This window comes from Bifidobacterium pongonis, from assembly GCF_019331805.1.
Taxonomy (GTDB): domain Bacteria; phylum Actinomycetota; class Actinomycetes; order Actinomycetales; family Bifidobacteriaceae; genus Bifidobacterium; species Bifidobacterium pongonis.
In genome coordinates this window covers 1-26,499 of record NZ_JAHBBE010000014.1, presented here as the reverse complement: position 1 = coordinate 26,499, position 26,499 = coordinate 1, and the positions used below count along the sequence as shown (strand labels likewise).

General features: G+C 63.8%; 19 protein-coding genes. 1 reads left to right on the top strand and 18 read right to left on the bottom strand.

What is annotated here, in order from left to right:
- Nucleotides 1-14: 14 nt before the first annotated feature.
- The 15 genes from pstA to pdxS form a co-directional block, all read right to left on the bottom strand.
- Nucleotides 15-1,007, bottom strand: a complete 993-nt coding sequence (pstA, locus tag KIH75_RS04780; RefSeq protein ID WP_420829176.1) for a phosphate ABC transporter permease PstA — start codon at nucleotides 1,005-1,007, stop codon at nucleotides 15-17.
- Nucleotides 1,004-1,954: a phosphate ABC transporter permease subunit PstC gene (gene pstC / locus KIH75_RS04775; protein WP_219055641.1), complete on the bottom strand. Its 951-nt coding sequence runs from the start codon at nucleotides 1,952-1,954 to the stop codon at nucleotides 1,004-1,006. Before pstC ends, pstA begins: the two co-directional genes overlap by 4 nt.
- A gap of 115 nt (nucleotides 1,955-2,069) precedes the next feature.
- Nucleotides 2,070-3,191, bottom strand: coding sequence for a phosphate ABC transporter substrate-binding protein PstS (gene pstS, locus KIH75_RS04770; protein ID WP_219055640.1), 1,122 nt, complete (start codon nucleotides 3,189-3,191; stop codon nucleotides 2,070-2,072).
- A 245-nt stretch (nucleotides 3,192-3,436) separates the two neighbouring features.
- Nucleotides 3,437-4,141 carry a response regulator transcription factor gene (locus KIH75_RS04765; protein WP_219055639.1) on the bottom strand — a complete coding sequence of 235 codons (705 nt, stop codon included), beginning with the start codon at nucleotides 4,139-4,141 and terminating at the stop codon, nucleotides 3,437-3,439.
- Nucleotides 4,142-4,205: 64 nt separating this feature from the next.
- Nucleotides 4,206-5,489 (bottom strand): sensor histidine kinase, encoded by a 1,284-nt coding sequence (locus KIH75_RS04760; protein WP_219055638.1) that lies wholly within the window; start codon nucleotides 5,487-5,489, stop codon nucleotides 4,206-4,208.
- A 135-nt stretch (nucleotides 5,490-5,624) separates the two neighbouring features.
- On the bottom strand, nucleotides 5,625-6,335 hold the full coding sequence (gene mtnN, locus KIH75_RS04755; protein WP_219055637.1) for a 5'-methylthioadenosine/S-adenosylhomocysteine nucleosidase: 711 nt from the start codon (nucleotides 6,333-6,335) through the stop codon (nucleotides 5,625-5,627).
- 163 nt (nucleotides 6,336-6,498) lie between these two features.
- Complete coding sequence (locus tag KIH75_RS04750) at nucleotides 6,499-7,728, bottom strand: 3-deoxy-7-phosphoheptulonate synthase (protein WP_219055636.1); 1,230 nt, start codon at nucleotides 7,726-7,728, stop codon at nucleotides 6,499-6,501.
- Between the two features lie 82 nt (nucleotides 7,729-7,810).
- A complete protein-coding gene (locus KIH75_RS04745) occupies nucleotides 7,811-9,190 on the bottom strand; it encodes an Nramp family divalent metal transporter (RefSeq protein ID WP_236028051.1) in 1,380 nt (459 codons plus the stop codon).
- Between the two features lie 92 nt (nucleotides 9,191-9,282).
- Nucleotides 9,283-10,023, bottom strand: a complete 741-nt coding sequence (locus KIH75_RS04740) for an HNH endonuclease family protein (RefSeq protein ID WP_219055635.1) — start codon at nucleotides 10,021-10,023, stop codon at nucleotides 9,283-9,285.
- A gap of 71 nt (nucleotides 10,024-10,094) precedes the next feature.
- On the bottom strand, nucleotides 10,095-10,964 hold the full coding sequence (locus tag KIH75_RS04735; protein WP_219055634.1) for an aldo/keto reductase: 870 nt from the start codon (nucleotides 10,962-10,964) through the stop codon (nucleotides 10,095-10,097).
- A gap of 164 nt (nucleotides 10,965-11,128) precedes the next feature.
- Nucleotides 11,129-12,181: a LacI family DNA-binding transcriptional regulator gene (locus KIH75_RS04730; protein WP_219055633.1), complete on the bottom strand. Its 1,053-nt coding sequence runs from the start codon at nucleotides 12,179-12,181 to the stop codon at nucleotides 11,129-11,131.
- Nucleotides 12,182-12,238: 57 nt separating this feature from the next.
- Nucleotides 12,239-14,356, bottom strand: coding sequence for a beta-galactosidase (locus KIH75_RS04725; protein WP_219055632.1), 2,118 nt, complete (start codon nucleotides 14,354-14,356; stop codon nucleotides 12,239-12,241).
- 225 nt (nucleotides 14,357-14,581) lie between these two features.
- Nucleotides 14,582-18,172 (bottom strand): thiol reductant ABC exporter subunit CydD/CydC, encoded by a 3,591-nt coding sequence (locus tag KIH75_RS04720; protein ID WP_219055663.1) that lies wholly within the window; start codon nucleotides 18,170-18,172, stop codon nucleotides 14,582-14,584.
- A 140-nt stretch (nucleotides 18,173-18,312) separates the two neighbouring features.
- On the bottom strand, nucleotides 18,313-18,933 hold the full coding sequence (gene pdxT / locus KIH75_RS04715) for a pyridoxal 5'-phosphate synthase glutaminase subunit PdxT (protein WP_219055631.1): 621 nt from the start codon (nucleotides 18,931-18,933) through the stop codon (nucleotides 18,313-18,315).
- Nucleotides 18,934-19,017: 84 nt separating this feature from the next.
- Nucleotides 19,018-19,893, bottom strand: a complete 876-nt coding sequence (pdxS, locus tag KIH75_RS04710; protein WP_219055630.1) for a pyridoxal 5'-phosphate synthase lyase subunit PdxS — start codon at nucleotides 19,891-19,893, stop codon at nucleotides 19,018-19,020.
- A gap of 324 nt (nucleotides 19,894-20,217) precedes the next feature.
- On the opposite strand from pdxS, the gene KIH75_RS04705 reads away from it, so the two are divergent.
- Nucleotides 20,218-22,041: an AMP-dependent synthetase/ligase gene (locus KIH75_RS04705; RefSeq protein WP_219055629.1), complete on the top strand. Its 1,824-nt coding sequence runs from the start codon at nucleotides 20,218-20,220 to the stop codon at nucleotides 22,039-22,041.
- 251 nt (nucleotides 22,042-22,292) lie between these two features.
- On the opposite strand, the gene KIH75_RS04700 is transcribed toward KIH75_RS04705, so the two are convergent.
- From KIH75_RS04700 to KIH75_RS04690, 3 genes are all read right to left on the bottom strand, one after another.
- Complete coding sequence (locus KIH75_RS04700; protein ID WP_219055628.1) at nucleotides 22,293-23,837, bottom strand: PspA/IM30 family protein; 1,545 nt, start codon at nucleotides 23,835-23,837, stop codon at nucleotides 22,293-22,295.
- A 215-nt stretch (nucleotides 23,838-24,052) separates the two neighbouring features.
- Nucleotides 24,053-25,519 (bottom strand): tyrosine-protein kinase domain-containing protein, encoded by a 1,467-nt coding sequence (locus KIH75_RS04695; protein ID WP_219055662.1) that lies wholly within the window; start codon nucleotides 25,517-25,519, stop codon nucleotides 24,053-24,055.
- 112 nt (nucleotides 25,520-25,631) lie between these two features.
- Nucleotides 25,632-26,066 carry a hypothetical protein gene (locus tag KIH75_RS04690; protein WP_219055661.1) on the bottom strand — a complete coding sequence of 145 codons (435 nt, stop codon included), beginning with the start codon at nucleotides 26,064-26,066 and terminating at the stop codon, nucleotides 25,632-25,634.
- Between the last annotated feature and the right edge of the window lie 433 nt (nucleotides 26,067-26,499).

Sequence of the window (26,499 nt, the reverse complement as noted above, 5' to 3'; positions counted from 1 at the left end):
TACGACTTCGAGGATCAGCGTTCGGTCTTGACGGCGAACACCTTCGCCACCAGACGGCCGATGAGGTTGAGGATGAGCACCAGCACGATGAGCACGAGGGCGGCGGCCCAGGAGCGTTCCATCGGAATGGTGGTCACGCAGGAGGCGTCCGCACCGACCGGGCAGTTCGCGTTCAGCTTGGAATACTCCTGGTAGACGTACACCGGCAGGGTGGTCATCTGGCCGGAGAACAGGTTCACGTTCGTGGAGGCGATGAAGCCGGCGGTCATGAGCAGCGGCGCGGTTTCGCCGATCACACGCGCGATGGCCAGAATGCAGCCGGACACGATGCCGGGCAGCGCGGTCCTCAACACGATCTTGGTGATCGTGCGCTGCTTGGTGACACCCAGCGCGTATGAGGCTTCACGCAAGTCGTTCGGCACGATCTTGAGCATTTCCTCGCTGGATTTGACCACGGTCGGCAGCATGAGCAGCGACAATGCCACGGAGCCTTCGAAACCGTTGATGGTGCCGGGGCCGATCAGCACGGTGAACATCGAGAAGGCGAACAGGCCGGCCACGATGGACGGGATGCCGCTCATCACGTCCACCAGCAGGGTGATGGCGCGCGACAGCTTGCCGCGGTTGGAATATTCCACCAGATACACGGCGCACATCAGGCCGATCGGGATGGAGATGACCATGGCGCCCAGCGTGATCTCCAGCGTGCCGATGATGGCATGCTGCACGCCGCCGTAACCGCCGGAGGGGGTCGGGTTGCCGCCGACCACGCCGGTCATGTTGTAGCTCAGGAAGTTGAGGTTCAGCCTCTTGACGCCGTTCGCGATGGTGGTCCACAGCACGGAGATCAGCGGGGCGAGGGCGACGATGAAAGCCAGCGAAATGAGCAGCTGCATGGCCGCATTCTTCCGCTTGCGCGCCGCGATGAAGGAGCGCGTGGGCTTGAACTTGTCGAAATCGATGACGGGTGCGCCGCTCATGGGCGATTCTTCAGCTGCGGACATCATGCGCTCGCTTTCTCGGTGATCTTACGTGCGATGAAGTTCACCACGAAGGTGATGAGGAACAGCACCAGGCCGGTGCCGATCAGGACGGAAACGCCCAGGGAGTTCGCTTCCGGGTACTGCGCGGCGATGTTGGCCGCGATGGTCTGGTTCTGCGAGGCCTGCAGCAGTTTGAACGAGTAGTTGAGGCCCGGGGACAGGATCATCAGCACGGCCATCGTCTCGCCGAGCGCACGGCCCAGGCCGAGCATGGACGCGGACACGACGCCGGACTTGCCGAACGGCAGCACGGCGAGCTTGACCATCTCCCACCGGGTCGCGCCGAGCGCGAGCGCCGCCTCCTCCTGCAGGCGCGGGGTCTGCAGGAAAATGTCGCGGGACATGGAGGTGATGATCGGCAGGATCATGACCGCCAGCACCACGGCCACGGTGGCCACGGTACGCGACGGGTTGGCGGCGGGACCCGCGAAGAGCGGAATCCAGCCGAAGGTCTTCGACAGCCAGTTCCAGAACGGGTAGATGGCGGGAACGAGGACCAGACCGCCCCACAGACCGTAGATGACGGACGGGATGGCGGCCAGCAGATCGATGACGTAGCTCAGCGCGGTGGCGAGCTTCTTCGGCGCGTAGTGCGAAATGAACAGGGCGATGCCCACGGAAATGAAGAATGAAATCAGCAGGGCCAGCGCGGAAACCAGCACGGTGCCGAACAGCAGCGGTCCGACGTACTGCCAGAAGCTGGTCGCTTTGCCGCCGGTCAGATTGGAAATCGCGTCGCTGTTGGCTTTCTGATCGCCGCCGACCAGCGGCCATGCGCGAAACAGCAGGAACAGCGCCACTGCGGCCAGCACCAGCAGAATGAGGATGCCACAGCCATAGGCGACGCCTTTGAAAACCTTGTCGGCGGTTTTGCCGCTGTGGCGTTCGGCCGTGTTGTCTTGCGAACTCACAAGCTCTCCTTGGAACGAATGGGTGTACTCAGCAGAGTGAGCGAAGCCGGATTCCTCCCATCCTACATGGGGATCGGAGGGCTCCGACTTCGCTCGGAACGTCAGGCTAGAGGCCTCACTTGGTGGAGATCGCCTTGATGGAATCAGCGATCTTGGAGGTCAGGCTGCTCGGCAGCGGCGCGGTGCCGGCGGCCTGCTGGGCGGTCTTCTGGCCTTCGTCGCTGGTGACGTAGGTCAGCCAGGACTTGGCGAATTCGGCGGTCTTGGTGTCCTTGTAGGCCGGGCAGACGATGTCGTAGGAGACGAGCACGATCGGGTAGGCGCCGTCGGCTTCGGTCTTGTGGTTGATGTTCACCACGACACGGTTATCGCCCTTGACGTCGGCGAGTTCGGAATCCTCGATGACCTTGGAACCGGCATCGGCGGAGATCTCGGTGTACTTGGAGCCGACCTTGACGGCCACGGTGCCCAGCTCGCCAATCTGGGAGAAGTCGGCGTAGCCGATGGTGCCGTCGGCCTGCTTGACGGTGTTGATCACGCCGGAGGTGCCCTTGGCGCCCTGGCCGACCTCGTTCGGCCAGTTTTCGGACAGGTCGTAGGTCCAGTCGTTCGGGGCGACGTCCTTGAAGTAGCTCACGAAGTTCTGGGTGGTGCCGGACTTATCGGAACGGTGCACGACGGTGATGTCGGTGTCGGGCAGGTCGAGATCCGGGTTCTGGGACTTGATGGCGCTGTCGTTCCACTTGGTGATCTTGCCGTCGAAGATCTTGGCGATGGTGGAGGCGTCCATGTTGACGTGCTTGCCTTGGTCGGACACACCCTTGAGGTTGAACACGACCGCAATCGGGGAGATGTACACCGGCACGTCGAAGGCGGTGCCTTCGGCGCACACGCTCTTGGACTGTTCGACTTCGTCGTCGGCGAGCGCCTTGTCGGAGCCGGCCCATGCGGTGGCGCCCTGCAGGAAGGTGGTCACGCCGGCGCCGGAGCCGGAGGGGTTGTAGGCGATGTTGGCGTCCGGGTTGGTGCCTTTGAAGCCTGCGATCCAGGCTTCCACGGCGGCCTGCTGGGAGGAGGCGCCGGCTCCGGCGTAGTCGCCGGAGATCTTCACGCTGTTGTCCTTGGTGGAGGTGGAGTCGGTGGTGGCCGCGGTGTTGTCGCCGCAGGCGGCGAGGGATGCCAGCATTGCGAGGCCGGAAACGGCTGCCAGCGAACGAACGATGAGATTCTTGTTCATGATCTTCTATTTCCTCATGTCATCTGTCTTGACGGTCCAGCCTGGAGGGCGGCCGTGCTTAGGACACTTACAAGCCTAGGGAACCGCCAGGGGCGTTCACGCCAAAAAAGATGAACGGAAGATGAACACTTCCCGTCCTTCCGAAGGTGGCCCGGAATCCGTGCGAAAGATGGGCGGAATCCGTGCGGAAAGACGCCTGCGGGAGCCCTTTGGGAAGCGTTCGCATGGCCGCACGGCCAATGCCGTCAGACGGCGGGTTCGTCGATCTTGTAGCCGAGTCCGCGCACGGTGCTCAGATACTTCGGATGCCCCGGCTCCTCCTCGATTTTGGCGCGCACGCGCTTGACATGCACGTCCAGCGTCTTGGTGTCGCCCACATAATCGGCGCCCCAAATGCGGTCGATCAGCTGGTGGCGTGTGAGCACGCGGCCCTTGTTCTGCATCAGGTATTCCAACAGCTCGAACTCCTTGAGCGGGAAGAACACCGATTCGCCGCGCACGGTGACCTGATGACGGCCCACGTGCATCACGATGTCGCCGCAGGTCAGCGGCACGTCATCATCGCCCACGGGTCCCTGCTGCTGGGCGTTCTGGTTGCGGCGCATCACCGCGCGGATGCGGGCCAACAGTTCGCGGAAGGAGTACGGCTTGGTCACGTAATCGTCGGCGCCGATCTCCAACCCGACCACCTTGTCGATCTCCGTGCTTTTCGCGGTCAGCATGATGATCGGCACGCGGCTCTGTTCGCGGATGCGGCGGCATAGCGCGGTGCCGTCGATGCCGGGAAGCATCAGGTCGAGCAGTACCAGGTCGATGCCACCGTGGGTGAACAGTTCGAGCCCCTCCTCACCGGTGGCCGCGGCGGAGACCTCGTAGCCTTCGCGGGTCAGCTGGTATACCAGCGGTTCCCGGTAGGATTCCTCGTCCTCCACGATAAGAATGCGCGTCATGGTCGGTTCCTTCTCTCTTTCCTTGGTTGTTCGCCGTTTCTGCCGGTTTCGCAGCGTTTGCCGGTCACCGTCGCGCCGTCACGCCGTCCGCCGTCTGCGCGGCCGCCACGGCCGGCAGTTCGATGGTGAACGTGGATCCTTCGGACTCGTGCGACCATACGGAGATCGTGCCGCCGCAATCCTCCACGCAATGCTTGGTGATGGCGAGTCCCAGGCCGCTGCCGCCCGTTTGCCGTGAACGGGCCGGGTCCACGCGGTAGAAGCGTTCGAAGATATGCCCGATGGCCGATTCGGGGATGCCGATGCCCTGATCGATCACGCGGATGCGCACGTCGTCGCCGTCATGGCTCACCACCACGCGAACCGTGGTGTGTTCGGGCGAATAGTGGATGGCGTTCTCCACCAGGTTCTTCACGGCGGTCACGATCGCGTTCTCATCGCATTCGATCCACGCGTCGGGTTCGCCTTCCGCGGGTTCCGCGCCCAGCACCACGCCGCCGAACGACAGCACGATGTCGATATGCCTGCGGTCGGCCTGCACGCGGTTCGCGTCGATGGCGGCCCTTGCCACTGCCAGCGCGGACAGGCGTTCCGGTTCGAGCGTGCGCCCGGCGTCCTGCATTTTCTGCAGGTCGATCAGGCGGCGCACCAGTTCGGTCAGACGCGCGGATTCCTTGCTCACCCGGCCGGAGAAATAGCGTACGGCGTCCGGATCGTCCGCCGCGTCGGTGATGGTTTCGGCCAGCAGCGCGATGGCACCGGTCGGCGTTTTCAGCTCATGCGCCACATTCGTCATGAAATCGCGGCGCATCTCCTCGAAATGACGGCGTTCGCTCACGTCGACGACGAGCAGCGCGTACAGGCCGTCGGCGATGCGGCTTACGCGCACGCTCAGGTAGCGGTCGCGCGTGGGAACGGTCTGGCCGGCGCGCACGCCTTTGCCGGATTGCGTTCCGCCCGCGCCGGAGGGGGCAATCGTCAGATGGATCTCGCGTTCGCGCGTCACGCCGTCACGCTCGACCTGGGCGAGCATGTCGAGGATTTCGTCATCGCGCACCCGGCCGGCCGTGACGAAACCGTACGATTCGATATCGTCGCGCATGTACCGCACGGCACCATTGCCGTCCGTCAGCGCCACCGATTGGGGCAACGTGCGCACGAACGATTCCTCGCCCGCGCGTACCGAACCGTCCGTAGTGAACAACGGCTCGTCGGCGGCGTCATGCGCGGCCTGTTCCGCACGCTCGTCACGGGCAAGGCGTTCGCCGCGCTCCCTGCCGGCACGGTACGCGGCGAAGCCGGCCACCGCCGCCACCGCAACCATGAGAAGAATCTGCCACCACTGCATACGTTGCTTTTCGCCTCTTCGACCGTCGGAGTTTGCCCAAAGGACACGTTCGCTTCACCACAGTAGCGAAGCCAAGACGGCGATATCGCGTTATATGCCGGAAGTTCAGCTATTGTTCACCTACGGACGCGCCGTTCACAGGCGCTTGAGCATGTCGACGGCGAGATCGGCGGCGGTGTTCGCGTACTCGCTCACGTCGAAGCCCTTGAACTCCTCGTAATCGGTGTCCGCGTTGTCGGACAGCGCGCGAATCACCAGCGAAGGCACGCCGTTACGCGCCGCGGTCTGGGCCACTGCCGTGCCTTCCATCTCCACCGCGTCGGCACCGGTGGTCCGCACGACCTCCTCGACCTTCGCCGGATCGTCCACGAAATAGTTGCCGGAGGCGATGACGCCGGTGATATGCGTGATGCCGGCCGCGTCCAATGCCTGATCGGCCACGTCCAGCAGATGCTCGTCGCCTTGGAATTCGTCGATGGGCTCCTGTTCGGTGCCGGGCTTCCACTGGCCCACGAGACGCATGTCGGTGTCGAGGTAGCGCAGCGTGCCGCCGAGCACCACGTCGTTGATATGCAGGTTCTTGTTGAGGTTGCCCGCGATGCCGGAGAAGATGACCGATTCGGGCTGGTAGACGTCGATGAGATGCTGCGTGGTGGCGGCTGCGGCGACCAGGCCCATGCCGCCCACGGTGGCCGCCACGGCGATCCTCTCCCCCGCGTTGGTGACGAGCGTGCCGCTGATCACGTCGAGGCTTGCCGCCTCGGTGTGCGTGACGTCGTCGAGCGCGTCGGCGATGTGTGCGATCTCCTCGTTCAATGCGCCGATGATGGCGATCGTTCTGGTCATAGATGTTCCTTTCGTTGCGTGCCTGCGTGATCGGATCCACGCAAGCGGATTGCACGGTCAGTCTGATTGCGCAGTCGGCCTGATTGCGCAGTCGCCCTGCATGGCCGTATTGCCCGCGCAGCCGCATGATTCACGCAGCCGTATCACACGGCCATGCGGTGAATCACTTCCAGCGGCGCGCTGCCACGGCCTGGGCGAGTTCGCGCAGCAGCCGTTCGGTGTCATCCCAGCTCAGGCAACGGTCGGTGATCGACTGGCCGTACACCAGCTGGTCGAGCGGGGCCGCCGGCTGGTTGCCGCCTTCGAGGAAGCTTTCCATCATGATGCCGGTGATGCCGCGCTCGCCTCCCGCGATACGCGAGGCGATGTCGCGCACGACCTGCGCCTGCTTGTGCTCGTCCTTGCCGGAGTTGCCGTGCGAACAGTCCACGATGAGCCCGTGCGCCGCGGCGGAGTCGGCGGGCATGCGCTTCCTGATGGCGTCCAGCGCGTCGGCCACGTCGCGCGTGCCGTAGTTCGGACCGCTGGTGGAGCCGCGCAGCACCACATGGCAGTCGGGGTTGCCGAGCGTTTTGACCACGGCGGCGCGGCCGAGATGGTCGATGCCGAAGAAGGTGTGCTGTTGGGCGGAGGCGAAGCAGGAGTCCGCCGGGGCCGTGATGGACCCGTCTGTGGCGTTCTTGAAGCCGATGGGCATGGATAGGCCGCTGGCCAGCTGGCGGTGCACCTGGCTTTCGGTGTTGCGGGCGCCGATCGCGCCCCAGCTGACCGCGTCGGAAATGTATTGCGGGCTGGTCGGTTCCAGGAATTCGGTGGCGCAGGCGAGCCCTTCGCCCAGCACGTCCAGCAGGGTGTGGCGTGCGAGCAGCAGGCCTTTGCGGATATTGCAGCTGCCGTCGATGTCCGGATCGTTGATGAGGCCCTTCCAGCCGACCGTGGTGCGCGGCTTTTCGAAGTACACGCGCATGACGATGAGCAGCTGTTCGTCCAGTTCGTCCTTCAACGCGGCGAGACGGCGCGCGTAATCCAGCGCGGCGGCGGGGTCGTGCACCGAGCACGGGCCGACGATGACCAGCAGACGATCGTCCTGCCCGTACAGGCAGGCCCTGATCTCGTCGCGCGAGTAGGCGACGATCTCCTGCGCCTGTTCGCTCAACGGCAGTTCGGACAGCACCTGCGCAGGGGTGGGGAGCACTTCGAATTCGAGGACGCGGCGGTTCACGATGCGGCTGACGCCCACCTGATCCTCCCAACGCGGCACGTCGGTGGCCGTCAGCGGGTTCTTGCCCTCATCCATCGCCTTGCGGATCGCCCGCATCTCCTCCGGACGGTTCAACGGTTTGGCCGCGCCGGGCGCGTTCAACGCCTGCGGCGCCCCATCCTGTTGCTGCATCACATGCCTCCTCGAAAACTCTTCTCCCACACACAATAGCCGAACCCGCAACTGAGCCGTCTGCGAGCCGACCAAACACCATTCACGCTTCGCCGCACAGCACGAGCACGACCAGCAGCACGTTCAACGCGATGATCAGCACGGCGATCAGCAGGAAGCACGCGTGGCTGACCGGACCGTCCGCCCATTCGCCCATCAGACTGCGGTCGTGCGTATACCGCATCAGCGGGATGATGGCGAAGGGAATGCCGATCGACAGGATCACCTGCCCGATCACCAGCGCCTCGGTCGGGTTCGGCGCGAACCACAGGACCACCAGCCCCGGCACCAGGGTGACCACACGGCACGCCCACATCGGCGCTTTGATCCGCAGCAATCCGTGCATGATCTCCGAACCGGCGTACGTGCCCACCGACGTGGAACTCAACGATGAGGCGAGCAGGCCGATGGAAAACACGGTGCCGATCACCGGGCCGAGCACGGTGACGATGGCGTGCTGCGCGCCGTCGATGGAATCGGTGCCGGACATGCCGTGCAGCGAGTTCGCCGCGAGGATAAGCAGGCACAGGTTCACCGTGCCCGCCAGCAGCAGCGCCCACGCCACATCGATTTTCGCGCCGTGCAGCAGGCGTGGGACCGGCGGCTTCTCCCTGCCGCCCGCGTAATGGTCGTTCACCAGCGTGGAATGCAGGTAGATCGCGTGCGGCATGACGGTCGCGCCGAGCATGGATGCGGCCATCATCACGGAATCGCGATTGGTGAATCGCGGCACGAGCCCTTGCATGACGTGCAGCGGGTCAGGCGGGTCGATGAACAGGCCGGCGATGAATCCGAAGGTGATCACGAGCAGCATGGCGATGACGACCTTCTCGAACAGACGTTGCGTGCGGCCGCCTTCGAGCAGGAGCAGCACCGTCGACACCGCGCCGATGATAAGCCCGCCGACGAACAACGGCAGGCCGAACAGCAGGTTCAAGGCGATGGCCCCGCCGATGAGCTCCGCCAGATCGGTGGCGATGGCGATCACTTCGGCCTGCATGAAGAACATGAACCGCCCCGCGTCGCTCATGCGGCTACCCAGCAGTTCGGGCAGCGACCGCCCGGTGACCACGCCGAGTTTGGCGGATTGGTATTGGATGAACACGCTCATGATATTGGCCAGAACCAGCACCCAGACCAGCAGGTAGCCGTACCGTGCGCCGGAGGTGATGTTCGCGGCCACATTGCCCGGATCGACGTAGGCGACCGCGGCGACGAAGGCCGGCCCGAGAATGCCTGCGAGCGCGTGGCCGCGTGGTTCCCCGCCGCTTTGCGATTCCGTACCGTTTTGCGATTCCCCTCCGCCGTGCGAGCCGTTCCCGTGCGGCGCATTCCGACCATTCCGACCATCCCGGCCATCCCGCCGCACCGGCGCCCCTAATGCGCCTGACGCGCCCGCTCCGTCTTCCTTCTCGCGTTCCATACCGCCTCGATTCGCATCGCTTACGGTATAGCGCCGTCATGTTAACGCGGCGCCGCCGGAATCGCGGGCGACGTTACATGCGCGGCATCCCGTCAGGATTGCGGGACCTCCTGGGCCGGGCAGGTGTGCAATACGGCGAGCATGGCCTGCTTCTCGTTGGAGGTGACGCTGAGCGAGTATTTCGCTTTCACCCCGATCTGACGCGCCACATACTCGCACCGGTAGGCACTGTTGGTGGGCAGCCAGTATGCGGCGGACGCCGACCCCTTCGACTGGTTGGCCGGGCCGTCCACGGCGAGCAGATTGTACGGGTCGTTCGCGAAACCGTACCGTTTGCTCGTATCCCAAGCGTGCGCGCCGGACCGCCAGGCGTTCTCCAACGCCACCACATGGTCGATCTGCACGGCGGAACTGGTTTTCACGCCGCGCGTGAACGTGATGGTCTTGCCGGTGTACGGGTCGTGCAGCACGCCGCTGGCCACCGTGCACGAACCCCGGTATTTGTAGGTCACGTCCGTCAGGTCACGCGCGAGGATATCCTCGCGCACATCGCAGCCGTCATTGTTGGCGTCCACTTTGCGGAAGCCGAACAGGTCGCGGTCGTAGCCGCCCGGGTTGGCCGCGTCGCTGACCTCAAGGGTGGCGAGCACATCCGCCGCCTGACCGGTGGCCGTATGTTCGCCGGTGATTTCGGCGACACCCGGACTCACCTTGGTGAGCAGCACCGCGATGCAGATGCCGAGCACGGCGGCCGCAAACAGCATCACCAGCACCCGGAACCCGCCCGAAGTGGTGTTGATCAGACGTCGGGGAAAACGTGAACGTCGGTTCATGGCGTCCTTTTCGTTCGGATACGTGCGGTTATCGATGTCGTTCAGGGTCGGGCGCCGTGCAAGCGCTCCAATCAGGCGTAGGTGAAGGTCAGCGGATCATGGCCGGCACGGGTCGGCCCGTCCAGCGCGTCGATGGCCGCATGTTCGTCGGTGGTGAGCTCGAAGCCGAACAGGTCGAGGTTCTCCCGCTGACGTTCGGCGTGCACGGACTTGGGGATGATGATCGTGCCGTTCTCGATATGCCAGCGCAGAATCGCCTGCGCCGGGGAGACACCGTGGGCGGCGGCGATGCGTTCGATGGTGCCGTCACCCGCATTGAGATCGGCGCCGCGGGCCATCGGCGAATACGCCTCCACCGCAATGCCATGCTCCTTGCAGTACGCGACCACTTCACGCTGCTGCCAGGTGGGGTGCAGTTCGATCTGGTTCACCGCCGGGTATTCGCCGGTCTCCTCATGCAGGCGATCCAGATGTTCGGGCAGGAAATTGCACACGCCGAGCGTACGCACGCGGCCCTCCTCGCGCAGCCTAACGAACGCCTTCCACGTCTCGCCGCTGCGCCAATCGAACGGCGTGGGCCAATGCAGCATATACATGTCGACATAGTCGAGGCGCAGCAGCCCAAGCTGACGGTCGAAGGCCTGCAACGCGGAATCATAACCCTGCTCGGAATCACGCAGCTTGGTGGTGACCCACAGGCTCGCGCGGCGCTCGCCGGTGTTGTACCCGGTCGCGGCGAGCGCACGGCCCACACCGCCCTCATTGTTGTACCCGGCGGCGCCGTCGATATGACGGTACCCGGCTTCCAACGCGCTTTCGACGACCGGCGCCACGCCTTCGTCGTCGATGCGCAGCACGCCGAGCCCGACCTGCGGGATGGCGTTGCCGTCGCTCAGGGTGATGTCCGGTACGGCGTTCGGATTGGGATGCTGGTTCGTCATCGTTGCTCCTTCGTTCGCAATGGGATGCGTATGGGATTCTTGCGGCGGGATTCGCTCGCATACCTGGTCGTGATGCGCGACCGGCGAGGCGTGTTCGTCCCGTTCCTCGTCTCGTTCTGTTGTGCAGTGTATGCCACAGCCGGGAGGATGCCCGGCCCGGCCGTTCACCGTGTGGTGGCTCTGGCGATCACGCGCGAGGGGATGCGGATGAGTTCGGGGGCGACGTCGCGCCCGGCGATGCGGATGAGCATGCGCTCGCCCACGGTGGGCACGATGGCGTCGAACCGCGGATCCATGGTGGTCAGCGGCGGCTGCAGATAGGCGGCTTCCTCGATATTGTCGAATCCGATCACCTGCACCTGGCCCGGCACGTCGATGCCGTTGGCCGCGAGCGCGGAGAGCACACCGATGGCCAGCTGATCGTTGAACGCCACTACGCCGTCGAATTCGCGACCGGCGTCCAGGAGCTGCTGGATGGCCTTGTAGCCGCAGCCGATGGCCCAGTCGCCGCCGTCCACCACCAGGTTCGGGTCGAGTCGTGTTCCGTGGTCGTGGCAGGCTTCGATCACACCGCGCAAACGCAGCCCGGCGTTGCCGTCCGTGGCTTGCGCGGCCTTCGCCTCGTCGTAGACGCCACGGCTGCCGATCACCGCCAAATGCCGCGAACCGCGTTCGAACAGGTATGAGGCCGCTTCGCGCGAGGCCTGCACATCATCGCAGGTCACGTGGTCGCACACGCCCCACACGTCGCGCGCGCCGACCGCGACCAGCGGGTAATCCACCTTCAGGTCCTCCGCGTTCAGGGTTTCGTCCTCCGACATGGAGAGGATCAGTCCGTCCGACACCGTGGTGTTGAAGCCGCGCAGCAGTTCGCGCGCGCCGCCAGCCATTCCCCCGGCGTAGGTGACGACGTAGACCAGGTAGCCGTCGGATCGCGCCTGGTCGATCACGCGGTTGGCGAGTTCGGCCAGATAGGGCGGCGTGAGTTTGGGCACGGCGAGAGTGATGACACCGGTGCTGTTGCGGTTCAAGTTGCGCGCCGACATGTTGACCCGGTAGCCCAGCCGGTCGATGACCTCCTGCACGCGGGCGCGGGTTTCGACGGACATGCGCCCGGCGTCGTTGATGACGTTGGAGGCGGTTTTGAGGGAGACGCCGGCTTCCTGTGCGACGTCACGCAGGGTGACGCGTTTCCTGCCGGGTTCCGTCTCGCTCACAGCCGCCTCCGAATTCGTCTGATGCCGGCCTCCTGCCGGCAACTGGTACTGCCGATTCTATCGTTTGATGACGAGCACGCCGTTGCGGTGGATGACGTAGCTTCCGGGTTCCGCCCCCTCATCGCAGCGGAAACGGTATACGGGCTCGCCTTCCACGCCGCTGACCGTGGCCTCCTGCTTGCCGCGGGGCAGGTAGAAGTCGAAGGTCGTTTCGGCGTTCGCGCGTTCGGTGTGCAGCGTCGTGACCGGATCGTACCGCGGCCCGTCGTGCTGCGAATCGTTCCGATCATCGCGCTCGGCGGGCAGCAGGCCGGTCGTGATGAACGCGGCGATGTCGGCGACGTTCAGATCGCAACCGACGAAGTAGGCGTTGCCTTCGCCGTATGCGTGGCGGGTGATCGCGGCGGTGCCGTCCAGATCCCACTCGTCGGCTTCCGCACCGGCGTAGGTGGCCAGTACGTCCACATCGTCGCCGTCCACGTTGATGTCGTTCTGCCACAGGCGTGTGGTCATGCCGTTGGACAGGCGGATCTCGCTCGGCTCGCCCGCCGCTTCGGCGCCGAGGATGTTGAATTCCTCGCCGCGAATGCCCAGCATGTCGCGCAGCACGCCGTCGCCGGCACCCGGGTACCCGCCGAGCCACGTGTGGAAGTTCTCGTCGATCAGGCCGGTCGCATAGCCGACCACCACGGTGCCGCCGTCGCGCACGAACCGTTCCAGCCGCGCCACGTCGTCGCCGCTCAGCATCAGCACGGTCGGCAGCACCACGGTCCGGTAGCCGCTCCAGTCGTATTTCAGGGGCACGATGTCGGCGCGGGTTCCGGCGTCGAGGAACGCACGGTACCAGTCGCGCACGTCATGCCAATGGTTGAGCTTCTTGCTCGGCAGGGTTTCGCTGCGCGTCGCCCATTCGGATTCGGCGCTGAACAGGATCGCCGTGTCGGAGGCCACCAGTTCGGTGCCTTGCACGCCCGCGTCGCCAAGGGTTTTCAGCGCCGCGCCCAGCTCGCACACCTGGCGGTAGAGCCTCGTATCCTCGCCGGCGTGCGGCACCATCGCGGAGTGGAACGATTCCGCGCCGAACGCGGAGGCACGCCACTGGAAGAAGTTGATCGCGTCGGCGCCCATGGCCACGTGGGCGATGGAGTCGCGCACGGTTTCGCCCTTGCGCTTGCGCGTGTTGAGATCCTTCCACTGCACGGCGGAGGTGGAATGCTCCATCACATACCAGGGCTTGCCGAGCGCCAGCGCGTCCATCAGCGCATCGGAGCAGAACAGTTCGTCGATATGCGATTCGCCTTCATGGAAGTAGTGGTCGTTGGAGACGAAATCCACTTCCCGCGCCCAATCGGCGTAATCCATGCAGCACTGGTCGGTGGAGACCATGAAGTTGGTGGTGAACGGCTTGTCGGGGCAGATTTCGGCGATGGCGTCACGTTCGGCCTTGTAGAAGTCGAGCAGCATGTCGTTGCCGAAACGGTCGAAATCGAGCTTCTGACCGGGGTTCACCATGGAGTCGGCGCCCATGAAGCGCGGGATGAGCACTTCGTCGAAGCCGTTCATCTCCTGACCCCAAAACGTGGTGCCCCACGCCCGGTTGAGCGCGTCGATGGTGCCGTATTTGCGCTCGCACCATGCGCGGAAGGCGTGCAAGGCGTTATCGCAGTAGTCGTAACGGTTGTTCCAGCCGTATTCGTTGCCCATATGCCAGGCGGTGACGGTGGGGTTGCTGCCGTAGCGTTCGGCGAGTTTGCGGCACAGCGTGAGCGCGTATTCCTTGAATACCGGGCTGGTCGGGCTCCACGACTGGCGCGATCCGGCGTTGATGGGATGGCCGAATTTGTCGTGCGGCAATACTTCCGGATAGGTTTCGTACAGCCACAGTGGCGCGGTCGCCGTGGCGGATGCCAGGTCGACGGCGATGCCGGCCTTGCCGAGCTTGTCGATGATGCGGTCGAGCCAGCCGAATTCCCAACGGTGCTCTTCGGGCTGGATGCGGTCCCAGCTGAAGATGGCGAGGGCGACGGTGTTGACGCCGGCCTGCCGCATCAGCCTGATGTCCTCGTCCCACACATCCTCCGACCATTGGTCGGGATTGTAGTCGCCGCCGAATGCGATGCCGCGACCACCTTCGGTCAGCAGCGACGGCCAGCGGAAAGCTCTACGATTTGCCATGAGTACGTTCCTTTGCAATCTCATTGCGCCCAAGTGGTACAACTGTGTATCAATCGGTAATGATACACAGTTGTACCACTTGCTGTCAAACCGCCCGCCATCAACCGCAACGACCACAACGACCACGTCAAGCGCATCAGGCACATCAAACGCAACGAGCCGGCCCCGCCACCTCGGCGGAACCAGCTCATCTACGCACCCATCGACATGTTCGCATTGCATCCGTTACATTTTGAGCACCTTGTCGGCGATGCGCATGGCGGACGCGCGATGGGATACGAGCACCACGGCCTTACCGCCGCCCGAACGCCCACGCTTGGAGGAATGCGACTGGGACGAACCGCCGTGGGCAAGCTCATCGATGGATTGCAGGATGATCGCCTCGTTCAACGCGTCAAGCCTGCTGGTCGGCTCATCGAACAGCACCACGTCGGCCTCGCGCAGGAACACGCGGGCCAGACCGATACGCTGGCGCTCGCCTTCGGACAGGCGGTCACCAAGCTCGCCGACCTGGGTATCGAGCCCTTCGGGCAGCGAATCGATGAAGTCGAGTACGGAAGCCTTACGGCAGGCCTCGCGCAGACGATGCTCCAACGCCTCGGACGGGTGGCCGTTCCCGTCGGGCACCGCGACTCCGGCGGGAAGCGCCATCAGCAGATTGTCGCGGATCGTCCCGTCGAACAGATGCGTCTCCTGGCTCATCAGCGCCTGCACGCGGCGGCGATGATGCGCGTCGACCTGCGGCAGGCCGCAATCGGACAGCCGCACTTCGCCGGATTGCGGATCCCAGTAGCGCATCAGCAGTTTGACCATCGTCGACTTGCCCCTGCCGGAAGCACCCTGCACGCCGAGCACGCCATGCTTCGGCACGGTGAGCGAGAACCCGTCGAGCACCGGGCCAGCGCCCTGCGCATACGCGAAGGTGACGTTCCTCATGCTCATGCCCTTGTACTTCGGCTTCTCGCTCCCCTCCTCCACCACGGCGGGAGCCTCGTCCATCAAAGCGAACAGGCGGCGCGCGGAGGCGAAGGTCTGGCTGAGGTTCGCAGGCAGGGCGGCGAGCGCCAACGTCGGCCCGAAGGAACTGGCGATAAGCACGAACGCGGTCATCACCAGCTGGAGGCCCGCGCCTTGGGCGATCATGAGCAGCGCCACGCCCGCACCCGCCAGGGTGAACAGCATGACCATGACCCCGCCGATGCCGGAGAACATGCCGTTCCTCCGGCTGAGCTTCGCACGCTCGCGCCACAGCTTGCGCGTACGTTCCTCAATGCGCGAGGCGCGTTCCTCGCCACGGCCGAAGCGGATGATCTCACCCAATCCGCGCATGTCGTCGAGCATCGCCTCGTCGAGTTCGCTCGCCTGACCACGGATGCTCGGGCCGAGATTGCGCACGCCGGCAGAGAAGAACCGCGGCACCGCCACGCCGACGACCAGATGCGCGGCGAGCAGCAGCAACGCCATCCACGGATTCAGCGTGAGGGCGACGACCACGGTCACGATGGTGGTGACCACCGCGATCACCACCGGGGAGATGGTGTGGGCGAAGAAGATCTCCAGCAGTTCCACGTCCGTGGTGAGCATGGCGATCAGATCGCCCTTGCCACGGCCCGCAAGCTTCGCGGGGGCGAGACGGCGCAGCGCGGCGAACGCCTTGGAACGGAACAGTGCGAGCAGACGGAAGGCGACATTGTGGTTGAGATACTGTTCCACATACCTGAGCACGCCTCGCGTCAGCGCGCACACCGCCATGGCGATGACCGCCACCGTCGCACTCATGCCCCAGACGGGCTTACCGGCAAGATCGAACAGGGCGACCACGCCGAATACCGGCAGGAAGGTGGCCGCAAGATGGCCGACCGTTCCGGCCGCGGAGGCGGCGGTCATCAACCCGGCGAGCGGCCTAGCCTCATGCAGCAGACGCGACACGACCTTCGAGGTGGGCAGTTCAGGCGTCTCCGGTTCGTTCGGCTCGTCGCCGCCAGCGGCGGCACGCCTGCGAGCCCCGGCACCAGCGAAATCGGATGGCGCGGCGATGGCATCGTTCTCGGCGGAGCTCACATCCGCGAAGCGTTCCACCGAACGTTGCGCCTCATGCAGCTTCGCATACGCGCCGCCGACCGCCATCAGCCCGACATGGCTTCCCGATTCCACGGCATGGCCGCGTTCGAACACGACCACATGGTCCGCGCGTTCGGCGTTGACCATGCGATGCGTGATCATGATCACCGTCTTATGCTGCCCGTGCGCCAGATCGTAGATGGTTTGGAGAATCAGGTTCTCGCTTTCCACATCCACACTGCTGGTCGCCTCGTCGAAAACGTACACCGGGCTGTCGTGCAGCAGCGCACGCGCGATCGCGATGCGCTGGCGCTGCCCGCCAGACAGGTTCGCCGCATCCGGTTCGATGACCATATCGAGTTCGCCCGGCTGCCCGTGCACGAACGCGGCCACACGCGCCTCGACCAGCGCACGCCACATCGCCGCGTCGTCGGCCTTCGGATTGGCCAAAAGCAGGTTCTCGCGCAACGTGCCCGCGAACAGGTGGCTGTGGGCGCCGACCAAGGTGACCGTGCGGGACAGCGTTTCCGCGGACAGGTCGGCGAGCTCGGTGCCGTTGATGATGATCGACCCCGTGTAGCCGGAACGTGCCCCGGCGAGCAGCGCCGCCGCCGTGGATTTGCCGGAGCCGGACGCGCCCACGATGGTGGTGAGCTGGCCGGGGGCCGCGTAGAAGGAAGCTTCGTCGAGCGCACGTTTCGCGCCGCGCCGGCCATCGTCGTAGGTGTAGCTCACGGAGTCGAAGGCGATGGCGACGATGGATTTGCCCACACCGGCGAGCGTTCCCTCGCCATGCTTGGGTTCCGGGGCGTCGAGCAGCGCGAAGATGCGCTTGCTGGACGTCATGCCGTTCATGGCCACATGGAAGTACGATCCGAGTTGGCGCAGCGGGATGAAGAATTCGGCGGACAGCATCGCGATCAGCACCACCGATGCCACGCTCAGCGACTTGGTGGTCGCGAACTGCCACAACGCCACGCCGATGCCGGAAGCCGCGCCGACGTACGCCACCAGATCCATCGCGGACAGCGAGCGCAGCTGGATCTGCAGCACCTTCATGGTCATGACGCGGAATCGTTCCGCCTTTTCGTCCAGATCGCGGGCGGCGCCGTCGTCGGCATCGAAGGCCTTCAACGTTTCCAGACCTTGCAGATCGTCGAGGAACGCGGCGCCCATATCGGTGTATTTGCCCCAGTATTGCTTGAAGGCACGCGATGCGCTCATCGCCACCATGCCGACGATGAGTACGATAAGCGGCGCGCATACGAGCAGCGTCAATGCCGCCGGCGTGTTCAGCGTGGAGACGAAGAAGAACAGGGTGATGGGCGCGAGCACCGCGTAGAACACCTGCGGCAGGAACAGTTCGAAGAAGCTTTGTATCTGTTCGACGCCTTCGCCCGCGGATTGCACGATGTCGGACGTGCTCACGCGCGTGGAATACGACGGCCCGAGTTTCAGCATTTTGCGGTACAGCTGGCCTCGCAGGGCGAGTTTGACGCGTTCGGACGCCTCGGTGCCCAGATGCGCGGCGACGGTCGTGGCGATATACCGCAGCACGACGCAGATCGTGAGGATCCAGGCGAAGGGCGGGTTATCCGTGCCCTGCAGCCATGGGGCGAGCACGTCGCCGAACAGCGCCACCACCGTGATCATGAACACGATGTTGCACACCAATCCGATCCATAGGCAGGCGACCTTGCCGGCGATCAGCCGGCCGATGCCCGGGACCAGTCGAAACAACCGCTTATCGAACATATCCACCTATTTTCCGTTGTGACGGCGCCACCTGTGATGGCCGGCAGCCGTATCGTCGTCATGAAAACGCAGCGCCCGTCTCCGACTGTAATGAAGACGAGCGCTGCGGGCAAGAATCCGCTTTTGGATTCACAAGCATCTCACAAGCCTAGGAACAGCTCGTGAATGCGGGTATCCTCGGTAAGCTCCGGGTGGAACGCCGTGGCGAGGATCTTGCCTTGGCGCAGACCGACCACGTTGCCGTCGACTTCGGTTTCGACGGTGGCGTCCGGACCCACGGACACCACGAACGGCCCGCGGATGAAGACGAGCGGGAAGTCCTTGATGTCGCCGAAATCGGCGGTGGCGGCGAACGATCCCAGCTGGCGACCGTACGCGTTGCGGCGTACCACGGCGTCAAGCGCGCCGAAGTAGACGTTGCTGTCGTTGTCGAGCTTCTTGGCCAGCAGGATCATGCCGGCGCAGGTGCCGAACACCGGCTTGCCTTCGGCGATATGCTTCGCGATGGGCTCGAACAGCCCGGTGGAGCGCAGCAGTTTGCCTTGCGTGGTGCTCTCGCCGCCGGGCAGGATCACGCGATCGACGGATTCGTCGAAATCCTCGGCCGCGCGCAGCAGCTTCCACGGCGCGCCCAGCTTGTCGAGCATGGCCGCGTGTTCGGCGAACGCGCCCTGCACCGCGAGGATGCCGGTCACGCCATGCTTGACGGATTCCACGTTTTCGGATTGTTCCTTGGAAATGTATTCAACAGCTACAACCATGCGTTGCTCCCGATGTTGCTTAGGTAAGACGAGCGGGCAGCGTTTCCGCTGCCCGTCCTCGCGAGAATTGCCGTGGACGACGCGTCACTCGCCGCGTGCGGCCATGATGGTTTCGATCTCGTCCTCGTTGATGCCGACCATGGCTTCGCCCAGGTTGGCGGACAGCTCGGCCAGCAGATCGGCGTCCTGCCAGTTGGCGGTGGCCTTGACGATGGCGGCGGCACGCTTGGCCGGATCGCCGGACTTGAAGATGCCGGAGCCGACGAACACGCCTTCGGCGCCGAGTTCCATCATCAGGGCGGCGTCGGCCGGGGTGGCGACGCCACCGGCGGCGAAGTTCACGACAGGCAGACGGCCGTTGTCGTGCACGTACTTGGCCAGGTCGTACGGAACGGCCAGCTGCTTGGCGGCCTCGTACACCTCGTCGTCACGCAGGGAGACGAGTTCGCGGATCTGCTTGTTCATCGTGCGCATGTGACGCACGGCCTGGATCACGTCACCGGTGCCCGGCTCGCCCTTGGTGCGGATCATCGCGGCACCTTCGGCGATGCGGCGCAGCGCCTCGCCCAGGTTCTTGGCGCCGCACACGAACGGCACGTCGAACTGGTTCTTGTCGATGTGGTACACATCGTCGGCCGGGGAAAGCACTTCGGACTCGTCGATATAGTCGATGTCGATGGCCTGCAGGATGCGGGCTTCGGCGATGTGGCCGATACGGACCTTGGCCATCACCGGGATGGACACGGCTTCCTGGATGCCGCGGATCATCGCGGGATCGCTCATACGGCTCACGCCACCGGCCGCACGGATGTCGGCGGGGATGCGCTCCAGAGCCATGACCGCGCAGGCACCGGCGTCTTCGGCGATATGCGCCTGCTCGGGGGTGGTGACGTCCATGATCACGCCGCCCTTAAGCATCTGGGCAAGATTCTTGTTCAGTTCGTTTCGGTTTTCGGCCACAATCGTTCCCTTCGATTCCTGAATGGCTGTCCTTCCTCATGCTAGGGGAAACAATGCCCCTAGCAAGCATCACGACCACATTGTAATTCGCAAAGGCACCGTTATGTTACGTGCACCCGCCCCTTGGGCACGCACGGCGGTCCCCTCGCCCATCCGCCGCCATAGCTCCAGGTCCACACGCCCGCGCCGCATATTCCATGCCGCACCGCACAAAAGGAGAAGCCGGTTTTTGGAGCGCCCTACAACGTGTCGCAACCTACGCGAGCGTAACCTTGAAGGAAGTGCGGCAAAATCGCCTATGACACAAAGAAAGTGCGGCTATCTATGCTCTCCGAATACACCACCCCCGGCGTCTCCATCGAACTGGACGACGACCAGACCATCTACTCCCTGCTCACCCGGCGCATCGAACGCACCGGCGAAGACACGGTGATCGCGGCGAAGAAGCTCGGTCCCGGGCGCTGGCAGGACGTCACCGCCGGCGAATTCCACGCGTCCGTCGTCTCCGCGGCGAAGGGTCTGATCGCGCTCGGCATCGCCAAGGGCGACGCCGTGACGCTGTTCTCCTCCACCCGCCTCGAATGGGGCATCCTCGATTTCGCGCTGGCCGCCGTCGGCGCGGTGAGCGTGCCGATCTACGACACCGATTCCGCCTCCCAAGCCCAGCGCATCATGAACGATTCCATGGTCAAGCTCGCCATCGCGGACAACCGCGAGCGCTACGACCGTCTCGATTCCGTCAAGGACAACTGCCCGAGCCTGCGTCAGATCCTCATGATCGACGGCAACGCCTTGGGCGCGCTGGAAGGTCTTGGCGTGGCGGTGTCCGACGAGGAACTTGCCGAACGTGCCGCCTCGGTGCATGTCGACGATCTGGCGACCATCGTGTACACGTCCGGTTCCACCGGTCTGCCGAAGGGCGCCGAGCTGACGCACCGCAATTTCGTGAGCATCACGATTTCCGCCAGTCAGGCGCTGCATGAGATGATCCTCGACGATCACCCCCGTCTGCTGCTGTTCCTGCCGTTGGCGCACTGCTTCGCCCGTTTCATCCAGTACGCTTCCATCGCCTCCGACGACGGCGTGGTCGGCTACCTGCCGGACACGAAGTCGCTGCTGCCCGACCTGCGCAGCTTCGGCCCGACTTACCTGCTGGGCGTGCCGCGCGTATTCGAGAAGGTGTACAACGCCGCCTCGCATAAGGCCGGCATGGGGTTCAAGGGCCGCCTGTTCCTGAAGGCCGCCGAGGCGGCGCGCACGTGGAGCCGCAAGGAGCAGGCCGGCGAATCGCATACGATCGCCGAAATCGCGGAACATGCCAAGTATGAGGCGCTCGTGTACCACACCGTGCGTGGTGCGCTGGGCCCGAACATCCGCTATGTGGCTTGCGGCGGCGCTCCACTCTCCCTCGATCTGGCGCACTTCTACTCCGGCATCGGCCTGCCGATGATCCAAGGCTATGGCATGACCGAAACCGCGGCGCCGTTCGCCGCCACCCGCGTCGACGACAATGTGATCGGCACGGTCGGCCAGCCCGCGCCCGGCTCCTCCGTGCGCATCGCCGATGACGGCGAACTGCAGGTCAAGGGCCCGAACGTGTTCCGCGGCTACCATAATCTGCCGGAGAAGACCGCCGAGGTGTTCACCGAGGATGGTTGGCTGCGCACCGGCGATCTGGCGAGCATCGACGATGCGGGCCGTATCATCATCACCGGTCGTAAGAAGGACATCATCATCACCGCTGGTGGCAAGAACGTCTCCCCCATTCCGCTGGAGGAGGAGATCGCGAAATGCCCGATCGTGGAACATGCCGTGGTGGTGGGCGATCAGCGCCCGTTCATCGGCGCACTGGTCACGCTCGACCCGGAGGCCTTGGCGCAGTGGCTGCCCAAGCATGACCTTTCCGCGGATACGCCGCTGGACCGCCTGGCGTTGAACGCAGCCGTGCACGACGAGATCCAGGCGTATGTGGACAAGGCGAACGCCACGGTTTCCCGCGCCGAATCCGTGCGCAAGTTCGTGGTGCTTGACACGCAGTTCACGCAGGAGAACAAATGCCTGACGCCGAGCCTGAAGATCGTGCGCCCGGCGGTGAACCGCGTGTTCGCCGAGGTGATCGACCGCGACCTGTACGGCGGCAAGCGCTGAACGCCGCATACCCGAACATTAAGCATTGATCCGCCGATCCCGCCGGCTGCCATACCGGCCGGATCGGCCCGCGTATGACTCGCGCCCCGGTCATCGTACCCGCGTAATGCGGTTCGATGGCCGGGGCGCGATGCGTTACTGTACATGCTCTACTGGCTTATTCATTTGGGGCGGCAACACGGCGCTGCGCTGCCGTGTTACTACGCTGCCGCGTTGCCGGATTGATTCCCGGGCGGCACACCGCTTGCCGGTTACTGAGCAGTACCCTGATCGCCGGTGGAGCCGGTGCCCGTACCGCTGTTGCCGGTACCGGTGCCGCCGTTGCCCGTATTGCCGCTGTCGGTGCTTCCACCGGTGCCGGTGCCGGTACCTGCGGAGTTGCCGGACGACGGATGATTCGCCGTATCACCGTTGGAGCCAGACGCGTCGGTGTTTCCGCTGTTCTGCTGGCTATTGGAGTTGGAGGCATCGCTGTTCGGTGTCGTCTGCGTGCCGCCTTGGTTCGTATTCGGATAGTAGTAATAGCCGTTTGTCGAGTTGTACGTACCGTTCGTGCCGTTCGTACCGTATGTGCCGGAATCGTCGCCCGTGCTCTGCGAATCGGCATTCATCGCGTCCTGCACCTTGCTGCTGGCGGATTCGAGCGCGGACAGCGCGTCCGTGATGGCCTTGTCGTCCGTACTGTTGCCGTCGATCAGCGTGCTCGCGGCGTCGATGGCCTGCTGCAACGCGTCACGCACGGATTCGTCGCTTACGTTCCCGTTGCTGCTGTTCAGCAGATCCTGGGCGGTGGCGACCGCATCCTTCAGCGAATTGAAATCCCTGGCCGTCTTGCTGACGTTCACCGAGGAAACCGCCTTGCGGATCGCTTCGGCGCTCCTGTTCATCTCGGCGGTCTGCGTTTCCATGGTCTTGGCGCCGTTCTTCAGTTCGGTCAGCGAACGGCTCGCCGCGCAGCTTTGCGCCGCGCCGAACTGCCCGGCATTATTCACCTGCTGCTTCAGCTGCTCGATGGTCGTGGCGTCCGTAACCTGCGACGCGGTGATCGTTTGGGCGCTTTCGGCGCTCTTCAACGCCGCATCCAGCGCCTTCTTCGCCTTGCCGTACTGTTCGGAAGCTTGGGAACAGGCGGCCACAGCGTCCTCATGCTTTCCGGACTGCCCGCCCTTCCACAGCATGAAGCCTCCGATTCCGGCCACCAGCACGATCGCCAGCACCACGATGGCGATGATGGTCTTCTTCTTACGCGCCTCGGCACGCTTGCCGTTGGCGGAACGCCGCGAGCCCGAACCGGAGTCCTCCGGCTCGCTCGTGTTCTGCGATTCCTCGGCATCGCCGCTCACCGGCGGCAACGTGACTGTCTGTTCGCCGCCGGAAGCTTGCGCTCGGTCCGACCGCTGATCCACGGCCACCGGCGTTGCGGGCATGTAATCGAAAGGATGCGTCCCTTCCTGGGATGCCGTTTCCGGCAGGAATACGGTGGTGTTCCCCTGCGAATCAGGTTCCTCATCGGTATTGCGGTTCTCGGATTCGTTCGTACCCGACGAGTCCGCGTTATCTCCGCCGAGCGCGCTCAGGATATTACGCTTCGGAGCGGCATGACGCGGCCCCTTCTCCGCTTCCGCCGCGAAATCCGGGAAGGTGAGCGGTTCGAAATCCCACGAGCTGTCGACGATATCGCCCGGGAAAATAGGGGAAGCCTGATGCCCTTCGGGCGCATCGGCGGAAGCCGCACGTCCCTGTGCCGCCGGAAAACTGAGATTCAGGGAATCATCCGTGAATTTCTGCTCGTCCATGTATCGCCTTGCACCCTCTTCTCAATCACATCTCATGGTCACTGCTCATGGCATATAGCGTGGAATAGTCTACTTGAACGTCACGCCCATTGCCCGCCCAATGGCATTCTCTTCACATATCGGAACTCGTCGGGCCGGCACATAAGCCTCAAAACACCCATCAACGCGAAGACGACGCTCGCGTGGGCGGGCGTCGTCTTATGCCGGCAGCGGAATCAGTGCTTCCTTCCGCTCCTTCGAGGAGTGCTACGTCTCGCACCGTCCTCGTAATAGTAGTAGTACGCGTTCTTGTGCTTCTTCTTCGGGTTGGCGAAGTTGAACACGAAGCCCAGCACCGGCACTTTGGCCGTACGCAGCGCGTCCATCGACTCCTCAAGATCCTTCTTCCGGCAGATGCCGTTCGCGGTGACGAGCACCACGCCCTTGGCCCAATTGCCGAACACGACGCCATCGTTCGATACCGCGAGCGGCGCGGTGTCGATAAGCACATAGTCATACTGCGTCAGCGCCTGCTCGACCAGCATCTTCATCATGTCGGAATTCAGCAGCAGGCTGGCATTGGCCGGGCGCTTGCCGGCAGGCAGGATATGCAGGTTCGGCTTCCAATAGCTTTGCACCACATCGACCGGCGTCATCTGGCCGGACAACACGTGCGCCAAGCCGACATTGCCTTCGATGCCCAAGTAATGGGCCACGGAGGGGTGGCGAAGATCGGCGTCGATAAGCAGCACTTTCGCACCGTTCTCGGCCAGCACCGCGGCGACGTTGATGGCCGTGGTGGTCTTGCCTTCGCTCGGCGAAGTGGAGGAGATCACCAGCAACTGGCCACGGCCGGGGACCTTGTCGGCCTGCAGGAACTTGATGTTCGTACGGATACGGCGGTATTCCTCGGCCACCGGACCGTTGGGCTCGGCGATGATGACGGGTCGGGTTCCCGTCAGAACATCGTTCTTCGGCACGGAACCGAGAGCCGACGCCTTGACGATGCCGCGCACGTCGGAAGCCTCTTCGACCTTGGTACTCAGCAGTTCCTTCAATACCGCGGCGAAAATGCCGATGACAATACCGAGCACCACGCCGATGGAAAGGTACAGTCCCTTCTTCGGGGAGCTCGGGCTTTGCGGAACCGTGGCTTTCTGCACGACGGTGAGCTTGATGGGCGACTGCCCCTTGCTCCCGCCATACAGGTCATCCTGCACGACGGATCGCAACGATTCGGCAACCGAATTGGCGATGTCGGCGGACCTCTTGGCGTCCCCGTCCTTCGCCGAAATATTGACAAATGCCGTATTGCTTGGATTGGTGACGACCAACTGCCCCGCCAAATCAGCAACGGATTCATTCAATCCGAGCTTTGCGATGACCGGACTCAACACCTTTTCGGTCGTCGTCAACGTCGGGTAGGACTTGATCTGGCTGGAGATATACGTACCGCCGGTGTTCTGCTGCGAGATATCGGTCGATTCACCGTTCTCCTGCGCGGCGTTGAACGTGGCGATCACCTGCGCCGTCGCAGTGTATTTGGGCGGTGCCAGAAAAACATATGCGCCTACGCAAACGACCACAACCGCAAAAGCGGCAAGAGCTGCCACGAGATGTTTCCGGACCGTCGCCAGCAAATCCGCAAAGGTGTATATCTTTCTCTCCTGATTATCAGAGGATGAAGGCTGGCCTTCCGTCATCTCTTCAGAATTCACTCTTCCCCCTTGCTGACTTCTCTATCTGCAATGAGCATAGCAATGTCCCCGAACCTATGGGACGTTCCGGGACATTGCAGGCTCATCAGATGGACGCTCAGGCGTTCTTCTTGCGGCCGCGCTTCTTCATGGTGCCGGACGTCGCAGCATCGACATCGAAGATGATGGTCTTCTCTTCGATATGCACGGTACCGGGCACGGACTGGTAGGCGACTTCGCCTTCGGGGGCTTCCGGCAGCGTGAAGTACTTGTGCAGCGCTTCGAGCACCACGGCGTCCTTGATGTTCACGGACGTGGTCTGCTTGCCTTCCGGCTTGCTGAACTTCACTGCGTTGCCGCTCTTGGCGGTGCAGGCCTGCACCGCGATCTGCCTGGTCTTGTCGTTGATGAGGATCTTGACGCATGCCGGGTAACCGAGATCGGCGGCGGTGGCCTTATTGAAGCGCACAACGGAATCGGTGACCGTCATCGTCGACTTTCCCGTCGGCACGGACATGTTGATTTCCTCAAATCCCTGAAGCAATGCCATGATTTTTCCTTTGCTTTGACGTATAACTTTTGCATCGCGTTATGCAGCCGCATAGCGCAGTTTTACGCAAACTTTTTCCGTTTGTATTTAACAACACCGTATGCATATAAATCAAATTCTCTACTTGTGAAATTCGCATCACAATCCCGTATTTGCCGCAATACATGAATTCAACAAGGAATTATCCGTATATAAACATGGGCCCGTGCCTCCCCTGAAAGGAAGAGACACGGGCCCACGCCGCATATGCCTGCTACCGGTGCATGATCACTGCTTCGAACTCACCGCGCAGCCGGGCATCACCCCGGCGATGACCTGGCCGCTGGCCACGGCCATGCTCGAGCCGGACGCCCAGTAACCGCGCAGCGAACCGTCCGCGGCCTTGCCGTTGCCGTCCCAGGACGTGCCGTTCGTGAACGACACCTTCACGGCCTTG

Excerpts from the sequence above, each read along its gene's own strand:
- pstA (WP_420829176.1), bottom strand. The coding sequence starts at position 1,007 with ATGATGTCCGCAGCTGAAGAATCGCCCATGAGCGGCGCACCCGTCATC.
- pstS (WP_219055640.1), bottom strand. The coding sequence starts at position 3,191 with ATGAACAAGAATCTCATCGTTCGTTCGCTGGCAGCCGTTTCCGGCCTC.
- KIH75_RS04765 (WP_219055639.1), bottom strand. The coding sequence starts at position 4,141 with ATGACGCGCATTCTTATCGTGGAGGACGAGGAATCCTACCGGGAACCG.
- KIH75_RS04760 (WP_219055638.1), bottom strand. The coding sequence starts at position 5,489 with ATGCAGTGGTGGCAGATTCTTCTCATGGTTGCGGTGGCGGCGGTGGCC.
- mtnN (WP_219055637.1), bottom strand. The coding sequence starts at position 6,335 with ATGACCAGAACGATCGCCATCATCGGCGCATTGAACGAGGAGATCGCA.
- KIH75_RS04750 (WP_219055636.1), bottom strand. The coding sequence starts at position 7,728 with ATGCAGCAACAGGATGGGGCGCCGCAGGCGTTGAACGCGCCCGGCGCG.
- KIH75_RS04745 (WP_236028051.1), bottom strand. The coding sequence starts at position 9,190 with ATGGAACGCGAGAAGGAAGACGGAGCGGGCGCGTCAGGCGCATTAGGG.
- KIH75_RS04740 (WP_219055635.1), bottom strand. The coding sequence starts at position 10,023 with ATGAACCGACGTTCACGTTTTCCCCGACGTCTGATCAACACCACTTCG.
- KIH75_RS04735 (WP_219055634.1), bottom strand. The coding sequence starts at position 10,964 with ATGACGAACCAGCATCCCAATCCGAACGCCGTACCGGACATCACCCTG.
- KIH75_RS04725 (WP_219055632.1), bottom strand. The coding sequence starts at position 14,356 with ATGGCAAATCGTAGAGCTTTCCGCTGGCCGTCGCTGCTGACCGAAGGT.
- KIH75_RS04720 (WP_219055663.1), bottom strand. The coding sequence starts at position 18,172 with ATGTTCGATAAGCGGTTGTTTCGACTGGTCCCGGGCATCGGCCGGCTG.
- pdxT (WP_219055631.1), bottom strand. The coding sequence starts at position 18,933 with ATGGTTGTAGCTGTTGAATACATTTCCAAGGAACAATCCGAAAACGTG.
- KIH75_RS04705 (WP_219055629.1), top strand. The coding sequence starts at position 20,218 with ATGCTCTCCGAATACACCACCCCCGGCGTCTCCATCGAACTGGACGAC.
- KIH75_RS04700 (WP_219055628.1), bottom strand. The coding sequence starts at position 23,837 with ATGGACGAGCAGAAATTCACGGATGATTCCCTGAATCTCAGTTTTCCG.
- KIH75_RS04695 (WP_219055662.1), bottom strand. The coding sequence starts at position 25,519 with ATGACGGAAGGCCAGCCTTCATCCTCTGATAATCAGGAGAGAAAGATA.